At 55.9% G+C, this 17,079-nt stretch carries 14 protein-coding genes; 11 read left to right on the top strand and 3 right to left on the bottom strand.

Translation table 11 applies throughout. The features are described 5' to 3' along the window. Positions 1–156: 156 nt before the first annotated feature. From OOT55_RS01555 to ggt, 4 genes are all read left to right on the top strand, one after another. Entirely contained in the window at positions 157–1,278 is a 1,122-nt protein-coding gene (locus OOT55_RS01555; protein ID WP_265367410.1) for a DUF2066 domain-containing protein, read from the top strand. Positions 1,279–1,316: 38 nt separating this feature from the next. Beyond that, positions 1,317–2,027, top strand: coding sequence for a DnaA regulatory inactivator Hda (gene hda / locus OOT55_RS01560; protein ID WP_265367411.1), 711 nt, complete (start codon positions 1,317–1,319; stop codon positions 2,025–2,027). A 144-nt stretch (positions 2,028–2,171) separates the two neighbouring features. Then, the gene (locus tag OOT55_RS01565) at positions 2,172–3,929 is read left to right on the top strand and encodes a glycoside hydrolase family 9 protein (RefSeq protein WP_265367412.1); all 1,758 of its coding nucleotides are present in this window, start codon (positions 2,172–2,174) and stop codon (positions 3,927–3,929) included. 399 nt (positions 3,930–4,328) lie between these two features. Next, the gene (gene ggt, locus OOT55_RS01570) at positions 4,329–6,032 is read left to right on the top strand and encodes a gamma-glutamyltransferase (protein WP_265367413.1); all 1,704 of its coding nucleotides are present in this window, start codon (positions 4,329–4,331) and stop codon (positions 6,030–6,032) included. A gap of 11 nt (positions 6,033–6,043) precedes the next feature. Here ggt and OOT55_RS01575 read toward each other — a convergent pair whose 3' ends face one another. Beyond that, entirely contained in the window at positions 6,044–7,003 is a 960-nt protein-coding gene (locus OOT55_RS01575) for a tRNA dihydrouridine synthase (RefSeq protein ID WP_265367414.1), read from the bottom strand. A gap of 306 nt (positions 7,004–7,309) precedes the next feature. Here OOT55_RS01575 and OOT55_RS01580 point away from each other — a divergent pair, with 306 nt between their 5' ends. The 6 genes from OOT55_RS01580 to OOT55_RS01605 all read left to right on the top strand — a co-directional run bounded on the left by OOT55_RS01580 (position 7,310) and on the right by OOT55_RS01605 (position 15,401). After that, positions 7,310–7,573 (top strand): OadG family protein, encoded by a 264-nt coding sequence (locus tag OOT55_RS01580; protein ID WP_123636830.1) that lies wholly within the window; start codon positions 7,310–7,312, stop codon positions 7,571–7,573. A 43-nt stretch (positions 7,574–7,616) separates the two neighbouring features. Next, entirely contained in the window at positions 7,617–9,401 is a 1,785-nt protein-coding gene (oadA, locus tag OOT55_RS01585) for a sodium-extruding oxaloacetate decarboxylase subunit alpha (RefSeq protein ID WP_265367415.1), read from the top strand. Positions 9,402–9,451: 50 nt separating this feature from the next. Next, positions 9,452–10,759, top strand: coding sequence for a sodium ion-translocating decarboxylase subunit beta (locus tag OOT55_RS01590; RefSeq protein WP_265367416.1), 1,308 nt, complete (start codon positions 9,452–9,454; stop codon positions 10,757–10,759). 310 nt (positions 10,760–11,069) lie between these two features. Continuing rightward, positions 11,070–11,861 carry a PhoH family protein gene (locus OOT55_RS01595; protein ID WP_265367417.1) on the top strand — a complete coding sequence of 264 codons (792 nt, stop codon included), beginning with the start codon at positions 11,070–11,072 and terminating at the stop codon, positions 11,859–11,861. A 78-nt stretch (positions 11,862–11,939) separates the two neighbouring features. Beyond that, a complete protein-coding gene (locus OOT55_RS01600) occupies positions 11,940–14,138 on the top strand; it encodes a retron Eco8 family effector endonuclease (RefSeq protein WP_265367418.1) in 2,199 nt (732 codons plus the stop codon). A 150-nt stretch (positions 14,139–14,288) separates the two neighbouring features. Then, positions 14,289–15,401, top strand: a complete 1,113-nt coding sequence (locus OOT55_RS01605) for a reverse transcriptase family protein (protein WP_265367419.1) — start codon at positions 14,289–14,291, stop codon at positions 15,399–15,401. A 16-nt stretch (positions 15,402–15,417) separates the two neighbouring features. Here the strand turns inward: OOT55_RS01605 and OOT55_RS01610 are convergent, their stop codons facing one another. Beyond that, the gene (locus tag OOT55_RS01610) at positions 15,418–15,816 is read right to left on the bottom strand and encodes a PIN domain nuclease (RefSeq protein WP_265367420.1); all 399 of its coding nucleotides are present in this window, start codon (positions 15,814–15,816) and stop codon (positions 15,418–15,420) included. Next, positions 15,813–16,007, bottom strand: coding sequence for a type II toxin-antitoxin system VapB family antitoxin (locus OOT55_RS01615; protein ID WP_265367421.1), 195 nt, complete (start codon positions 16,005–16,007; stop codon positions 15,813–15,815). The genes OOT55_RS01610 and OOT55_RS01615 overlap by 4 nt, the downstream gene beginning before the upstream one ends. Before the next feature lie 169 nt (positions 16,008–16,176). Between OOT55_RS01615 and OOT55_RS01620 the strand changes: the two genes are divergently transcribed. After that, positions 16,177–17,028 (top strand): DMT family transporter, encoded by an 852-nt coding sequence (locus tag OOT55_RS01620; protein ID WP_265367422.1) that lies wholly within the window; start codon positions 16,177–16,179, stop codon positions 17,026–17,028. The last annotated feature ends 51 nt before the right edge of the window (positions 17,029–17,079 follow it).

The raw sequence follows: 17,079 nt of genomic DNA on the forward strand, positions 1-17,079 counted from the left end.
CGTATTCTATCAGTTTATGGTCGAAATGCGAGCGAGTCCCGGTTTGAGGATCAACGGGAACCTTTCGCCATTTTGACAGCCTGCTACAATGCGGGCTTTTACCCGCCATCCAGAGCGACAGCTGTAACCCGACAACGAGCAGACAGAGGCGAAATCTTGAGGCGATTATTGGCAGTATGGCAGACAGGACTCCGGGCACTGGTGATGGGTGTGGTGCTCGGTGGGTTCGCAGGTCCGACTCAGGCAGAGCAGGTCGTGGATCTATACACGGCGGAGGTGTTGGTGGCCTCCCAGTCCGCCGCCGAGCGCCGCCGCGGGGCGAGCGAGGGGCTGGAGCAGTTGATGGTGAGAGTGTCCGGTGACCCGGAGGCGAGCGATCACCCGGCCGTACGGGAGGCACTGACCCGGGCCGAGGACTTCATCTATGAGTTCAACTACGTCTCTACCGACGACACGCTGGAAGTCGACGGTGAGGAGCGTCCGGCCAGCCGATTGATCATGAAGTTTTCCGCTCCGGAGCTGGAAAGATTGTTGCGCTCCGCGAGCCTCTCGTTGTGGCCGGCCAATCGCCCCGCCGTTCTGGTCTGGATGGTGCGTCGCGACAGCGACGGCCTGCAGCGAGTGTCCGATTCCGAGGAACGCGGGTGGCTCCGGAATCGCGCTCAGGCCCGAGGCTTGCCGCTGATCATGCCGCTGGATGATCTGGAAGACCGCCTGGCTCTGTCGGCCCGGGAGCTCTGGGCGCTGGATGAGGAAACCATTCGCAAAGCGTCGCGGCGCTATGATGCCGAGGCGATTCTGGTGGGCCGCTACAGTGAAACCTCCGCCGGGCAGTGGCGCTCTGATTGGCAGTTGTACCATGATCTGGGCAACCCGACGTTTTACCTGCGAAGTGAATCCGTGCGCGAGCTGCTGGCGGAGGCCGTCGATGAAACCGCCAACCATTTTGCCGGGCTCTACGCCATCGTGCCCCGGGAAGAGGGACCGGATGCCGTGCTGATTGAAATCGGTGGAATTGACGGCTTTGGCGATTACAAGGCGGTCGAGCGCTACCTGGAGGGCTTGGCGCTGGTGCGCCGTGCCGAGCTGGTCTCGCTTCGCCCGGGCGTTCTCACGCTACGACTGGTGACCGAGGGCGAGCAGACGCGCCTGCTGGGGACTCTGGAGCGTGACGGCCGGCTGGTACCATCCGGCGATAGCCACCGGGTCAGCCTGACTGGCAATCGCTTCATGCCCGAGGGAACCCAGGCCAACCCACTGGTCTACACCTGGCAATAACCGCCGTCCAGGCGATAACAAGAGAATGAATCAAGGCCATGCCCACGCCTCAACAGCTTTCATTGAGCGTCAGTCTTAACGACGATGCCACCTTTGATAACTTCTATGCTCCGGCAGGGGCGGCCAATGCCCGCACCCTGGCGTTGCTGAAGGAGCAGGCAACCGGGGATGGGGAGCCCTTCATCTACCTGTGGGGGCAGCCGGGGGTTGGGCTCACCCACTTGTTGCAGGCCGCGGGGCACGAAGCGCAGGATGCCGGCCTGAGCATTCAGTATCTGCCGCTGCGGGAGTTGGTGGGTTTTGCGCCCCATGAATTACTGGAAGGGCTGGAGTACCTGGATCTGGTCTGTCTCGACGGACTGGAAGTGATCGCGGGCAAGCCGGACTGGGAAGAAGCACTTTTTCACCTGTTCAACCGTCTGCGCGATGCGCAGAAGCATCTGCTGGTGGCGGCCGTGCAGGGGCCGCAGGAACTGCCGGTGGCCCTGCCGGACCTGCGCTCGCGCCTGCAGTGGGGCGTTACCTGCCAGGTGCAGGCGTTGAGTGATGACGACAAGCAGAACGCGCTGCGTCACCGGGCGCGCGCCCGTGGGCTGGAGCTGAGTGAGGAGGTGGCCCACTATATTCTGCAGCGAGTGCCCCGGGACATGAATGAGCTGTTCTGCTACCTGCAGCGACTGGATCACGCCTCACTGGCGGAGCAGCGCAAGCTGACCATCCCGTTTGTAAAGAAAGTGTTAAACCTCTGAGTCGATCCTGACGGGCGAAGTGGAATAGGGTATTCTTGGCACGCTAACAGTCTTTTGAACCATAACGGGCCGGAAGGCCTGTGCCGGACTGTGGCATCGGTCAATACCCAAACCATAACCAATAAAAGCCTGTGAGGTGTTTCCATGTCCCACACTGTCTATCGCACACTGGCGCTATCCGCGCTGATCAGCGCACTGGCCGCCTGCCAGTCAGACCCCGCGCAAACAGAAACTCCAACTGAGCCGGACGCGTCGTCAGCCATTCAGGTCAATCAGCTTGGCTTCTACCCGCACGCCTCCAAAGTGGCCGCGGTACCGGCCGGAGCCGCATCGGACTTTGAGTTGGTGGATACCGCCACCGGCCAGGTGGTTTACCAGAGTCGACTGGGAGAGGCAAAAGTCTGGCCGGTGTCGGGCGAGGCGGTCCGGTTAGCCGACTTCTCTGACGTCGAAGCGCCCGGTCGCTATGTGGTGCGGGTCGATGGTCTGGCCGATTCGGCCCCACTTGAAATTCGCGACGCGGTATACGGCGAGCTGAACGATGCCGTCATCAAAGCCTACTACTTTAACCGTGCCAGCACGGAGCTGCTCGCCGAGCACGCCGGTGACTACGCGCGTCCCATGGGCCACCCTGACGACAGTGTCACCATTCACGCCTCGGCGGCCTCTGATGTGCGTCCGGAAGGCACCGAGTTGAGCAGCCCCAAAGGCTGGTACGACGCGGGCGACTACAACAAGTACATCGTCAACTCCGGCATCAGCACCTATACCCTGCTGGCCGCCTATGAGCACTTCCCGGCGTTCTATCGCGATCGTGACCTGAACATCCCGGAAAGCGGCAACGCCGTACCCGACCTGCTGGATGAGTCCATGTGGAACCTGAGCTGGATGCTCACCATGCAGGACCCGAATGATGGCGGTGTGTATCATAAACTGACCACCCTGAACTTCTCCGGCAAGGTCATGCCCCACGAGGCGACCGAGCCCCGCTATATGGTCCAGAAAGGCACCGCGGCCGCCCTGAACTTTGCCGCCACCATGGCGGTGGCCAGCCGTGTATATGCCGACTATGAGGCCGAATTCCCGGGCTTCTCCGAGCAGGCGCTTGCCGCGGCGAAGGCCGCCTGGGATTGGGCCAAAGCCAATCCCGATGTCATCTATCGCAATCCGGAGGATGTGCGCACCGGCGAGTACGGCGATGATGAATTCTCGGACGAGTTTGTCTGGGCTGCGGTGGAGCTGGCCCTGACCACCGGTGATGAGCGTTACTGGGACGAGGTCAACCTGGCCGAGGCCGCCATTGAGGTGCCGAGTTGGGCCGACGCCGTCGGTCAGCCCTGGATGTCCATGGCGCACCACCTGGAACAGGTGCCCGAGGCGCTGCAGGCGCCGGTGAAGGACAAAGTGGCCGGTTTGGCGCAAGACCTGCGTGATGAGTGGCGGGCATCGGCGTCCGGTGTTCCCATGCGCGCACAGGACTTCGTCTGGGGCAGCAACGGTGTGGCCATGAATATGGCGATGATGATGCTGACCGCCCACCAGCTGAGCGACGACCCCGAGAACCTGCAGGTGGCACAGTCCCTGATGGATTATGTTCTGGGGCGCAATCCCACCGGCTATTCCTACGTGACCGGGTTTGGTGCGCGCACCCCGCAGCACATCCATCACCGCCCCTCCGAGGCCGATGCCGTGGCCGCGCCGGTTCCGGGCTTCCTGGCCGGTGGTCCTCACAGCGGTCAACAGGACGCCGGTGACTGTCCGGTCGCTTATCCGTCGGACAAGCCCGCCAAATCCTATCTGGATCACTGGTGCAGCTATGCGTCCAACGAAATCACCATCAACTGGAACGCACCGCTGGTGTACGTTTCCGGTGCATTGGAGGTATTGAGCGAGCGCCGCTAACAGCCTGGTGGGTGGCAGGCATTGCGGGCTTTCCGTATAATGTCACCCAACAACGCATTCGAATAAAAACCCACCTCAACCCCCTGGCGATTACCACGCCCGGGGGCGGTGGGTTTTTTTATGGCTGCGCGATTGACCGACAGACGTAACCGGAGATGTTTATGCGCCGTTTATTGCAGTTTTGCTGGGTTCAACACCGGGTCATTACCCGAGGCAAATTGATCGGTGGAATGAATATCGAAGGACGGCGCAGTGACAGCTTCTGGTTCTGACACAGTGACCGCTCCCTCACAACACAAACCCCGCGCAACGCGGGGTTTGCTGTTTTTACGGGCCGACAATGCTAGTCTTCGCAGTGCTTTTATCACCCTTTGGATAACACAGGATTCGTATTTCACTATGTTTCAGCGCTCACTGAAAAAGGGCTTGTGGGTCAGTGCGGTACTGCTCACCAGCGCGTTGGCAGCCCTGGTCCGGGCCGAGGATTATGCGGCGGTGACCCCCGATGGTCGCGGCGCCGTCGCCACCGTTCAGCCGCGAGCCACCGAGGCGGCCATGAAGGCTTACGCCGAGGGCGGTAACGCGATCGACGCCGCCGTGGCCGCCGCCTTGACGCTGGGGGTGGTGGACGGCCACAACTCCGGCATCGGCGGGGGGATTTTTGCCGTGGTGCACTGGGCCGACGGTCGGGTGGAGGCCATCGACGGCCGGGAAATGGCCCCGGGCAAAGCGCACCGCACGATGTACGTGCGCGATGGCGATTATCGGCCCGAGTTGAGCAAAAAAGGCCCGCTCGCGGTGGGGATTCCCGGCGCCGTGGCCGCCTACGATTACATGATGAAAAAGGGCGGTAAGGCCCGCTTTGCCACGCACCTGGAGGCGGCGGCGACCCTCGCCGACGAGGGCTTCGCCATTGACGGCATTTTTGCCCGCCGCCTGGCGCGCCACGCGGAGGACCTGCGGGAGTACCCCGGCTCGGCGGCCATTTTCCTGACCCCCGAAGGTGAGCCCTGGCCGGTGGGGCACCGCATCCGCCAACCCGACCTGGCCCGCACCTATCGTGCGATTGCCAGCGAAGGCCCCGAGTACTTTTACGGCGGGGCCTTTGCCAAAGCTGTCGGCGACTGGATGGCCGACCACGGTGGCATCGTGACCCGGGAGGACTTTGCGAACTATGAGCTGCTGCGCCGCCAGCCGGTCGTCAGCGACTATCGAGGTTATCGGATTTACGGCTTCCCGCCGCCCAGCTCCGGCGGCGTGCATGTGGCCCAGATGCTCAATATTCTCGAAGGGTTTGACGTCGATGCGCTGTCCGAGGCGGACCGCTACCATCTGCTGGCGGAAGTCATGCGCCTGGCCTTTGCCGACCGCGCCTACTGGCTGGGCGACCCGGCTTTTGCGGCGGTGCCCAAGGGCCTGGTCAGTGAACGCTATGCGGACAAACTGCGGGAACGGCTGTCATTGACGTCGGTGGCCGAGGTGACGGGCCACAGCACACCGCCCAAGTCCCGGGAGGAGTTGTTCGGCAAACACACCACCCATATCGCCACGGCGGATCAGGATGGCAACTGGGTGGCCATTACCGCTACAGTGAATACCAACTTCGGCTCCAAGGTGGTGGTGCCGGGCACCGGGGTGATTCTCAACAACCAGATGGATGACTTTTCGGCCCAGCCCGGCGAACCCAATGCCTACGGCCTGTTGGGGGCGGAAGCCAACAGCATTGCCCCGGGCAAGCGGCCGCTGTCCAGCATGAGCCCGACAGTGGTGACCCGCGATGGCAAACCGGTGCTCACTCTGGGGGCGGCCGGTGGCCCCACCATCATTACCCAGGTGGTGCAGGCGCTGGTGAATCACATCGACCTGGGCATGCCGCTGGGGGATGCGCTGGTAATGGACCGCATCCACCACCAGTGGCGGCCCAATCAGTTGTTCGTGGAGAAAACCCTGATTACCCCGCTGCGCACCGCGCTGGAGGAAAAAGGGCATCAGTTGCGCCGACTGGGCGATTACGGGTCCACCCAGGCCATTGGTCTGGATGAACAGGGGCGCTTTATCAGCGTGGCCGAGCCCCGTCTGGAGGAGCGCAACAAGGTCGATTGATAAACGTCTGCTCAGGCCGCCTGGCGAAAGGCGGCCTCAAAGCGCGCCGGTTCCCGCTCGCGTTTGATCTGCTCAAAAAACGTGGCCGCCTCCGGGTACTGGCGTTGCAGATACATCAACCACTGCTTGATACGATTGCCACAATACTTGGAGGCGTTTTTGGAGCCCCAGTGAGGTTGGCTCATCCGGTAATACCGGTGCAGCATCTGACAGACCTCGCGCCAGGGCATGGGGGTGTAGTCTTCCCCGGCCGCCCGTGCCTTGATGGCCCGCGCCAGATCTGGCCGCGCCAGTAACCCCCGTCCCAGCATAAACCGGTCGCAGCCGGTCACCGCGCGGCAGCGCTCAAAATCCTCCGGGCTCCAGATCTCCCCGTTGGCGATCACCGGCATCGCCACCGCCTCCCGAATGCGGGCAATGTACTCCCAGTAGGCCGGCGGTCGGTAACCGTCCCGTTTGGTGCGCGCGTGTACGGTCAGCTCGTTGGCGCCGGCCTCGTAAACCGCCAGGGCGTTGTCGAGATAGCGGCTGGCGTCATCAAAACCGAGCCGGATCTTGGCACTGACCGGCACGGTGTCGGGCAGCGCGTTGCGCACGGCGGCCACAATGGCGTGCACCCGCTCGGGTTCGCGCAGCAGGCAGGCTCCGCCATCACTTTTGTTCACGGTTTTGGCCGGGCAACCGAAATTCAGATCAATGGCCGTAGCGCCAGCGGCCACCGCGCGCTGGGCATTACGGGCGACCGGCTCGGGTTGCCCACCCAGCAATTGAACTTTCACCGGGGTGCCGCTGGGCGTCAGGCAATGCTGTTCGATCTCCGGGGCGTAGCGCAGGAACACCCGCCGGGGCAGGCTGCTGTCGGTTACCCGGATAAACTCGGTGACACAGCCATCCAGCCCGCCCAGCGCGCTGAGCAGGTCCCGAACCTGATAATCGACGACGCCCTCCATCGGGGCGAGAAACAATTGCATGATTGGGCAGAACTCCCGGTGTGAAAAAAGGCGGCCATTTTAACGGCATGTGGGCGCCATTGCAGGCCCATTCCCGCCCCAATTGCAGCCATAAGTTGTAAGTTTATGAAAGATAAGAGAAAATGGCCGGCCGTTTTGCGCTTGGCAAAAGCTCCTGGAGCCACCGCCAAGGGCAAAAAATGTGACGCAGTTGCCACATTTTGGGAATCAGGCTACATTGGCGCGCCTCGTTTTACCGGACCGGGGTGGCGCGGTGCGGATCCGTTCCGCCGTAGCCAATGACTTATCGTACACAGGGTGCCCGATATGAGTGACACACTGATGCAACAAGGCGTAGACCTGATGCTGTATGGCATGGGCTCCGTCGTGGTGTTTTTGACGCTGCTGGTGATTGCCATGGTGCTTATGAGTGGCAGCATCAACCGTTGGTTCCCCGAGTCCAAAGCGCCTCTGGAACCCCGCAGCCGCAAACCCTCCAGCGCCGCCCGCCCCGCCGCGGGCAAGGTCGATGACAAAACCCTGGCCGCAATCAAGGCCGCCATTGAGCAACATCGCGCCCGTCGCCGATAGCCGATGGTTCCGCGAACGCTAACTGTGAGAAAGGTACAACGCCATGAGCGATGCTAAAAAGCCGTTGGGCATTACGGAGCTGGTACTGCGGGATGCCCATCAGTCCCTGCTGGCCACCCGGATGCGCCTCGACGACATGCTGCCCATTGCCGAGAAACTGGATCAAGTGGGTTTCTGGTCTCTGGAAACCTGGGGTGGAGCGACTTTCGACGCCTGTATCCGCTACCTGGGTGAAGACCCCTGGGAGCGCATTCGCGAGCTCAAAAAGGCCATGCCCAAAACCCGCATGCAGATGCTGCTGCGCGGGCAGAATATTCTCGGCTATCGCCACTACGCCGATGACGTTGTCGACAAGTTTGTCGAGCGCGCCGCCACCAATGGCGTGGACGTGTTCCGCGTGTTCGATGCCATGAACGACATGCGCAATATCGAAACCGCCATGAAAGCGGTCAAGAAGCAGGGCAAGCACGCTCAGGGCACCATCTCCTATACCATCAGCCCGGTGCACGACATCGAGTTGTGGGTGGATCTGGCCAAGCGCATCGAAGATATGGGCGCTGACTCCATCGCCATCAAAGACATGGCCGGCCTGCTCAAGCCTTATGTGGGTTACGAGCTGGTGACCCGCCTGAAGGAAAGCTGCTCCATCCCGATTCACATGCAAAGCCATGCCACCACCGGCCTGGCCCACGCCACCAACCTCAAGTGCGTGGAGGCGGGCATCGACAATATCGATACCGCCATTTCCTCCATGTCCATGACCTACGGACACAGCCCCACGGAGACCATGGTGTCCATCCTGGAAGGCACCGATCGGGATACCGGGCTTAACCTGGAACTGCTCGAAGAAATCGCCTCCTACTTCCGCGATGTACGCCGCAAATACGCCAAGTTCGAAGGCTCCCTCAAGGGCGTCGACTCGCGCATCCTGATTGCTCAGGTGCCCGGCGGCATGCTGACCAACATGGAAAATCAGCTGCGTGAGCAGAACGCGGAAGACAAATTCGACGCGGTGCTGGAAGAAATTCCCCGCGTGCGCAAGGACCTGGGTTACATCCCGCTGGTGACCCCGACTTCACAGATTGTTGGCACCCAGGCGGTGATGAACGTGCTCACCGGTGAGCGCTACAAAACCATCACCAAAGAAACCGAAGGTGTGCTCAAGGGCGAGTACGGCGCTACGCCGGCCGAGGTCAACAAAGAGCTGCAACAGCGCGTCCTGAACGGTGGTGAGCCGATCACCTGTCGCCCGGCGGATAAGCTGGAGCCGGAAATGGACCGCCTGGCCAAAGAACTGGAAGAAGCGGCCAAAGAGAAAGGCATCCGCCTCACCGAGGGTGAAGGGCGTATTGATGATGTGCTTACCTACGCGCTGTTCCCTCAGGTCGGCCTGAAGTTCCTGGAAAACCGGGGCAACCCCGACGCCTTTGAACCGGCACCGACCGGTAAAGAAGGCAGCGCGGTGACCACCGACAGTGGCGAAGAAGTGTACACCGTCGACGTGGAAGGCCAGAAGTACACCGTCACCGTCAGCGATGGTGGCGATGTGACCGGTCTGGCCCCGGTGGGCGGCAGCGCCACCAGCGGTGGCGCAGAGGCCGCACCCGCCGGAGACGGCGAGCCGGTTCCGGCGCCGCTGGGCGGCAACATTGTGAAAATCATGGTCAAGCCCGGTGACCAGGTGGAAGAGGGCGATACCCTGCTGATTCTGGAAGCCATGAAGATGGAATCCGAAGTGGCCGCTCCCCGTACCGGCACTGTGACCAGTGTGCATGTGCAGGCCGGAGACGCGGTGACATCCGGCGATCCGCTTCTGGATCTGGCGTAATCGCGAACCGCCTGGACCACTACTTCCAGCAACACTGTTGAGAACGTTTTATGCAGAACTTTATTCGATTGTGGCAGGAATCGGGCATTTACCAGATGGAGTGGGGCACCTTCACCATGATTCTGGTGGGGCTCTTGCTGCTTTTCCTGGCCATCCGCAAAGGATTTGAGCCGCTGCTGCTGGTGCCGATCGGCTTTGGCTGCATCATGGCCAACATCCCCGGTGCGGGGCTCGCCATGTCGGCCACCCAGCAGGCCATTGATGTGGGCGGCGTGAAAGTGCTCGCGGATCTGGCCGAAGTCTTTGGCGTCGCCGCCAGCACCTCGGCGGAAGAACTGCTCGCGCTGTACAAAACCGCCTCGGCTTCCGAGCTGGCGGCCGCGCACAAGGTGGCCCTGGATTACGGCTACACCAACGGCATGATCTACAACTTCTATGAAGTGGCGATTGGTTCGGGTGTTGCGCCGCTGGTCATCTTTATGGGCGTGGGGGCCATGACCGACTTCGGTCCGCTACTGGCCAATCCAAAGACCCTGTTCCTCGGCGCCGCCGCCCAGTTCGGCATTTTTGCCACCGTAATGGGCGCGGTGGGCCTGTCGGTCATGGGCCTGATGGATTTCTCCATTGCCGATGCCGCCGCGATCGGGATCATCGGTGGCGCGGACGGTCCGACGGCCATCTATGTGTCCAGCATCCTGGCGCCGGATCTGCTGGGTGCCATTGCCGTCGCGGCCTACTCCTACATGGCACTGGTGCCCCTGATCCAGCCGCCGATCATGCGCGCGCTGACCAGCGAGTCCGAGCGGAAGATCAAAATGGAGCAACTGCGCCCGGTCAGCCGTCTGGAGAAGATTGCCTTCCCGGTGATTCTGCTGATTCTCGTGGCCCTGTTCCTGCCCTCGGCCGCGCCGCTGCTGGGTATGTTCTGCTTCGGTAACCTGATGCGCGAATGTGGCGTGGTGGAGCGTCTGAGCGATACCGCCCAGAATGCCCTGATCAACATCACCACCATTTTCCTGGGCCTGGCCGTGGGCTCCAAACTGGCCGCTTCCGCCTTCCTGGATACCAAAACGCTGGGCATCCTGCTGCTGGGTATCGTTGCCTTTGCCATCGGTACGGCAATGGGGGTTCTGGTGGCCAAGTTCATGAACCTGTTTGTCCGCCACAAGATCAACCCGCTGATCGGTTCCGCCGGTGTATCCGCCGTGCCCATGGCTGCGCGGGTGTCCAACAAAATCGGGCTCGAGTCCGATCCTCACAACTACCTGCTCATGCACGCCATGGGGCCGAACGTCGCCGGGGTGATCGGTTCCGCCGTGGCCGCGGGCGTTATGATCTCCATCGTGTCATCCATGTAAAACCCTTTTGCCGGGCGCCCGACGCGCCCGGCAAAATCCCCCTCCCGCTTTGTCTTTTCCGGTTCGCTGCATCAAAAGCATTGACCCTTCGATAAAAAGCACCTACTATTTTTGGTAAGCGCTGATTCACCAGTGCGTTTGTCACCCACCTGCCAAGAGGAGGAGCCTGCCAACAGAACATGTCGGGGCGCCTCTGTCACCCCGAAAATCGCGTTACCTTTTGAGTCTTACAGGGCCGGGCCCTTGGCCATCCGTAGCGTTGCCAGCCCGAGTTGTCCCTGTTCACCTGGAACCTGATGGGGATTTATCCATGGCGAAACGATCTCACGCGAAGCGCAAAAGACATCAGAACCACGCCGCTGAAGAGCGGTTCCACCAAGACGACCGCGGCCGACACCGGGCACCCCCCAACGGCAACATCGTCGAAATCAATGCCTCCCGACAACTGCAGACCGCTTACGCTCCACCCCGCGCCAACAAACCCCTCACCGCCTACACCACCGCCCAGCAAGACTACATCGACGCTATCCAGCGCTACCATCTGACCTTCGGTATCGGCCCCGCCGGTACGGGCAAGAGCTACTGCGCCGGTGCCATTGCCGCCGAAGCGCTGGAGTCCGGGCGAATTGAGCGGATCATCCTCACGCGGCCCGCCGTGGAAGCGGGGGAACAACTGGGCTTCCTGCCCGGCGCCCTGGATGAAAAGTTCTCGGTTTACATCGACGCGTTTCGCGAAATCCTCGCCGAACGACTCGGCGCCGGTACCGTAGACTACTGCCTGCGCCACGGTCGAATCGTCGCCGCGCCCCTCGCGTTTATGCGCGGTAAAACCTTCAACAACCGAACCTTCGTCATTCTCGATGAAGCCCAGAACACCTCACCCGCACAGATGAAGATGTTCCTGACCCGCATCGGCGAAGGCTGCAAAGTGGTCATCAACGGGGATATCGAACAAAGCGATATTCGCGGACACAACGGCCTGGCGGATGCCGTGAACCGGCTCGGTGATCTACCCAATGTGTATATCCATCAATTCGAACGAGCCGATATTGTGCGCAGCGGGCTGGTTCGGGATATTATGGACCGATACGAGCTAGTATAATAAGCATAAGCCCTGCTGCTTTGCAGCAGGGCGAGCTGAATGTTTCCAGGATGTTAAATAATAATTTAAGGGCTTAAGATGTCTTTAGTCTCTGTTGAAGTCAAAAATCTTTTGTCGTTTGAGCATGTAACGATACGAAGACTCAGTGACATTAATTGCATTGTTGGTGAAAATAATGTTGGTAAGTCAAATTTTTTGAAACTATTAACATTTTTCTATCAGTGCTTAGGGGGCGAGATGCATCCTCCTCCCTCTCTTAATTCTAACTACAGTTCTTTTGGGGAAGTTTCTCTAAAGTTTGATTTAGAAAGAATTGCAAGAATCGTTACTGCGGAAAAGAATAGAGAAAACAAGTTTTTCAGGCATATATATAACGTTTTAAGAGATGAAGACCCTTTGTTGGTGGCAAGAGGTGTATCGTTGGATCACCAATTAGAACTAACTTTAAAAGTTAGTTCTAATAGATCTGTCGTATGGTCTATAAAAAATGATCAACTTAGGAAGATAATATACTATCTATTTCCTTTTTTTTATGTCTCCTCGAGACACATGAGTCTCCACAACTGGGATGATTTGTGGTACGTGGTTAGCAGGCTCAGATCTTTTGGAACTGAGAAAGTTAATCTAGAAGAAATAAGAGATTTTTTTGATAATATGCTCTCTAGCAAGAGTGGCGCATATAAGGAATACATCCAAATAATACAATCATCGGTTAATACATCAAGCTACGATTATCGAGAGAAATTATTGAACTTTGTAAAGGCTGGTCTTGATGGGCAGGAGTTCATCATAGATGGAATGCCGTTGAATATGCAATCTGATGGGACGAACTCATATGGCTATATTTACCTTTTTCTTGATTTAATTATTTCTCTAACAAGAAGGGATTATGTTAATCCAGTCGTATTTATTGATGAGCCTGAAATCGGACTTCATCCAAAATTAAATGAAGAGTTGATCGAGAATTTATCTAAGGTATATTACAAGTTTAAAAAAACAAAAGTCGATAGGGAGTTGGGAAGATACGCTACTCCGTATCCGACAATTTTTTTTGCTACACACTCTCCAAATATAATTAAGAAAGTAATAGTTCTATTCAAGGATGATCAGAAAGTTTTTCATTTTTGGAAGAGTGGTTCTGGATGTACAAGGTCTAAGGAAATGGTCTCCAGGTATTCTGACAGAAGGTTCGTTAATATATTTAGCGATAATGAGGCAAGATTATTTTTCTCTAAGTTTATACTTTTTGTTGAGGGAGAGACGGAGATTGAAATATTTAGCAATTTGATGCTAAAAAAGGTATTTCCTTTTTGTGCCAATATAGATGTATACAAGTTTAATTCGGTAACATTGGGTGCTCTAAACCCGAGCTATTCTAGCGCTTCAGTTCCGTTTTTAGTGTTGTATGATCTGGATAAAATATTCAGTTTTGATTGCAAGAACAAAAAAATAAATTTTCGGAATGAGGTGGCGGACTTAAAGGCTCTTGAGAAAAAATATATGTATTCGTATTATGGCTCTGAAGAATACGGTAGAAACATCGATTTATCAGGGTTGAAGAGGGATTTCTCTGGCGGAGAGGTTAAGTTCGGGAGTAACGGTCTGGTAGTTGATTCAGTTTCGGGATCAAGTTATGACGAAATGCTGAACAGAACAAATAAATTTTTCACTGATTCTTGTAGATTTAAGTTTACTAGGACAACAGTGGAGCATATTCTTGTGTCTGAATATTCTTTGCGACTTCTTCTTGGTTGGTTAAAATTTCATGTGAGTTCTAATTTTGTCCCTAGAAAAAATAGGATTATTCCAGCAAGAAAAATATATCATAAAGAGGGTGTCCAATCGATTGTTAAAGTTTTTAATATTGCTTTTGGTGGGGATGGGGAGTTAGTTGAGGATGACGAATTCACCAAGTTTATCAAAAGACAGTACATTATTTTGGTGGTTAATCTGTGTAAGTCTTTTGAGACTAGAAAAGAGTGTGCAACAGCATTACGGTTATTGGTTGGCGGTAAGTCTGAGTCTCTTATCTCTTTAAAGAGTTCTTCGTATGGATCATTTGTAGCTAAAGATTTTCGAGACAAGTTTGATGAGCTTAAAAATGTACTCTCTCCTTTATCTTTTATGCTTCAGAAAACTGGAGGTTGGGTAACGTTATTTTTGGATTACTCAATAAGTTCTCTGTTAGAAAGGACTAAAGATAAGTCTGAGTTTTATGATAAATTTCGGTTTTATTTTAAAGATTTTTATGATATTTTGAGGTCGCTTCGGTCGTGATAGCCATTGGGGGCCCTTGGGTTTGCGCTGGTCGCAACTAGCCCCAGGAACTGCTTGACTCTGCTCGCATCGTTGCAGTCAACATGTGCTCAACGTTACACTTCCGTGTGGAGCTGTTCATTGTATCACGACCGAAGCAACTACTAATTTATGAAGCCTGTCGGACCTAAAAAATTTTTTGACATCATAATTCGTTCCGGAGGGAAGGGCCCTGATTTGGGGTTGGGCCCTACGTCTGAGCTCGAAGTTGTTGAAATTCCATCCTTAAAAGGTTCTTTTTTTTCATTGTCACCCCTTTCTTATAAGCATAAGCTACAGTCAATTCTTTATGATAAATTTTTATCTAGAGTGGAGCTGAATGATGCTGCTAAGGCGTTCAGGAAGAACTTCTGTTATCTAAACTTTCTGGAGCCCCATCTTGGGAGCTATAATTTTGCGCGTTTCGATATTAGAAATTTTTTTCATAGTATTTGTATAGATCGGTTAAGGGAGGTCTTGTCTTCCTACTTCTCAGATGACTATGTGGAAAAGTCAAGTAAACAAACTTTGCTTGATGCTGTTATAGAGATTGTAACTTATAGGGTTCCAGAAGGGGCGAATGATAGAAATGTCGCTGGTAGACGTATACTTCCTGTTGGGTTTAAAACGTCCCCAGCGATTAGCAATATTTATTTTAGGCAAATCGACATTTTGATTCAGAAGTTTTGCTCTCAGCGAAATATTCGCTATACGAGATATGCGGATGACATGCTTTTTTCATCCGCTATGGGCGATAATGTTATATTCTCTGATTTTTTTGAAAAGGAGTTGAGAGTTCTTTTGTCAGTCGGTGGATTGAAGATAAACAGTAGTAAAACAATAAAGGCAAAGAACACGATTTCTATAAATGGTTATGTTCTTCAGTATGGAGGGCATACAGTTTTTGATAGCAAACCTAGCGAAATTAGAGTTTCAAAGAAAAAGTTAGATGTGATATGTAAGTTTGTATATTTAGTTAATAGGTCTCCCGCTGCTTGTCATTCTTCTTTGAAAAAAGTGTTTGGATACAAAATTGAGACGAAGTTTCCGGGGAAAACATTATCCTCCAAAAGGCGAGAATATATGGCAAGAGTGCAGGCTAGAAACAAGTTGGCCGGGTACAGATCTTACTTGATTCATTTGAAAAAATTTGGATTGCAGTTCCAGTGTACAAGTGATGAGGTGTTAAGAAAATATGGCCGTATGATTCTTGAAATAGAAAATGCTTACAGTCGTATTCCTTAGCCTCGACTACTACAAGTTATGTGTGTGCCGCGTTGCGCAAGCCCAAGTGCTCTACGAAAGGTAGGAAATCTTTATCTGAGAACAATAAAGGGAGGTTGTGCTCAATACAGTACGAAGCAATGATGACGTCCGCGGTTTTCCGTATCGTTATACCTTTCTTGCGGAGCTTTCGGAAATTATCCGCGCTCTTTATCGCCATCTTTTTCCCGAGAAGCTCAAATACCGTAAGTTCTTCCAGCAGATTCTTGGCAACTTTATAGTCCTTTTCGTGCCGAAACCCTTGAAGTATTTCCGTGAGTATCAAGTCGCCAATGGCAACGGCACGATTGCCCAACGTGCGGTCGAGAAAATCGGCTTCTGCGGAGTCGTTACCGATGAAGTAGTCAATCCAGACGCTGGAATCCACAAGGATCACGAAGCGTGCCTCATGTCGTCCAGGTCGCCCGACCACTCCAGCTTGCCTCTGAAGCGCTTGATGCCCTCCTGTTTTTTCAGTTTAATCAAGGCCTTAAGTCCTTGCTCTACGGCCTCTTTCTTGGTTTTCAAGCCCGTGACTTTAAGCGCATCGCTCATCAGTTTGTCGTCAATTTCAATATTGGTCCGCATGATTTTAACCTTCGCAATGTGTATATTTTTTAGTATAGGTACACATGGCAGCTGCGTCAATCCAGACAGGATGACGGTTGACGCTCCAGGCCAGCCCCTTACGCGAGGTGCTGCAACGTTTTGGTGGTAACCTTGATCCACACAGGTTGACTGCCGGTAATCGTGCTCTATGCCCAACACTCGACTCTTCTTCATCTCCCTGCTCGCCATGGTGGCCTTCGCCGGCAATTCCCTGCTCTGCCGGGTTGCCCTGGCCTCCGGTGAAATTGATGCCGCCAGTTTCACAACCATTCGCCTTGTATCGGGGGCGGCCACCCTTGCTGCCTTGGTGAGCTATCGGCGTAAGCCGCGTACTGTTGGGGGAAGCTGGCTGTCGGCGTTTGCGCTGTTTGCCTACGCGGCGGGCTTCTCATTTGCCTACCTTGATCTGTCCGCCGCCACGGGCGCGTTAGTGTTGTTCGGTGCAGTGCAGGCCACCATGATCGGTGTTGGAATCTGGTCTGGCGAGCGTCTTAATGGCCTTCAGATCCTCGGTGTCCTGGCGGCGGTGGCTGGTCTGGTGGCGTTGCTGTTGCCGGGGGTAGAGGCGCCGCCGCTGTCAGGGGCGCTATTGATGCTCGGGGCTGGTGTCGCTTGGGGTGTGTATTCCCTGCGCGGGCGCGGCCTCGGTGATCCGACCCATGAAACGGCGGGAAACTTCATTCGTGCGGTGCCGATGGCCGTGGTACTGAGTGTGTTGTTTTACTCAAGCGTGGAGATCGCGCCCCTTGGGGCGCTTTACGCGGTGGCGTCGGGGGCGTTGGCCTCTGGCCTGGGGTATGCGATCTGGTATATGGCGCTGCCCCATCTAAGGGCCACGACGGCGGCCACGATCCAGCTGAGTGTGCCGGCCCTGGCGGCGGTCGGCGGCGTGATCGTTTTATCGGAGCCGGTGACGCTGAGGTTGGCTGTGTGTTCTATTGCCATCCTGGGTGGCGTGGGGCTGTTTATTGCCAGTAAGCGAGGCACAACAAGCTCTTAACGTGCTGGCAAGGTCCGGCCACAGGGGCTTGTGGCCGGACAGGTCTGCGGG

This window comes from Marinimicrobium sp. C6131 (genome assembly GCF_026153455.1).
GTDB lineage: Bacteria > Pseudomonadota > Gammaproteobacteria > Pseudomonadales > Cellvibrionaceae > Marinimicrobium.

What these genes read in the sequence shown, in the direction of transcription:
- ggt (WP_265367413.1), top strand. Translation starts at nt 4,329, where the DNA reads ATGTTTCAGCGCTCACTGAAAAAGGGCTTGTGGGTCAGTGCGGTACTG.
- oadA (WP_265367415.1), top strand. Translation starts at nt 7,617, where the DNA reads ATGAGCGATGCTAAAAAGCCGTTGGGCATTACGGAGCTGGTACTGCGG.
- OOT55_RS01595 (WP_265367417.1), top strand. Translation starts at nt 11,070, where the DNA reads ATGGCGAAACGATCTCACGCGAAGCGCAAAAGACATCAGAACCACGCC.
- hda (WP_265367411.1), top strand. Translation starts at nt 1,317, where the DNA reads ATGCCCACGCCTCAACAGCTTTCATTGAGCGTCAGTCTTAACGACGAT.
- OOT55_RS01620 (WP_265367422.1), top strand. Translation starts at nt 16,177, where the DNA reads ATGCCCAACACTCGACTCTTCTTCATCTCCCTGCTCGCCATGGTGGCC.
- OOT55_RS01605 (WP_265367419.1), top strand. Translation starts at nt 14,289, where the DNA reads ATGAAGCCTGTCGGACCTAAAAAATTTTTTGACATCATAATTCGTTCC.
- OOT55_RS01580 (WP_123636830.1), top strand. Translation starts at nt 7,310, where the DNA reads ATGAGTGACACACTGATGCAACAAGGCGTAGACCTGATGCTGTATGGC.
- OOT55_RS01590 (WP_265367416.1), top strand. Translation starts at nt 9,452, where the DNA reads ATGCAGAACTTTATTCGATTGTGGCAGGAATCGGGCATTTACCAGATG.
- OOT55_RS01615 (WP_265367421.1), bottom strand. Translation starts at nt 16,007, where the DNA reads ATGCGGACCAATATTGAAATTGACGACAAACTGATGAGCGATGCGCTT.
- OOT55_RS01575 (WP_265367414.1), bottom strand. Translation starts at nt 7,003, where the DNA reads ATGCAATTGTTTCTCGCCCCGATGGAGGGCGTCGTCGATTATCAGGTT.
- OOT55_RS01565 (WP_265367412.1), top strand. Translation starts at nt 2,172, where the DNA reads ATGTCCCACACTGTCTATCGCACACTGGCGCTATCCGCGCTGATCAGC.
- OOT55_RS01600 (WP_265367418.1), top strand. Translation starts at nt 11,940, where the DNA reads ATGTCTTTAGTCTCTGTTGAAGTCAAAAATCTTTTGTCGTTTGAGCAT.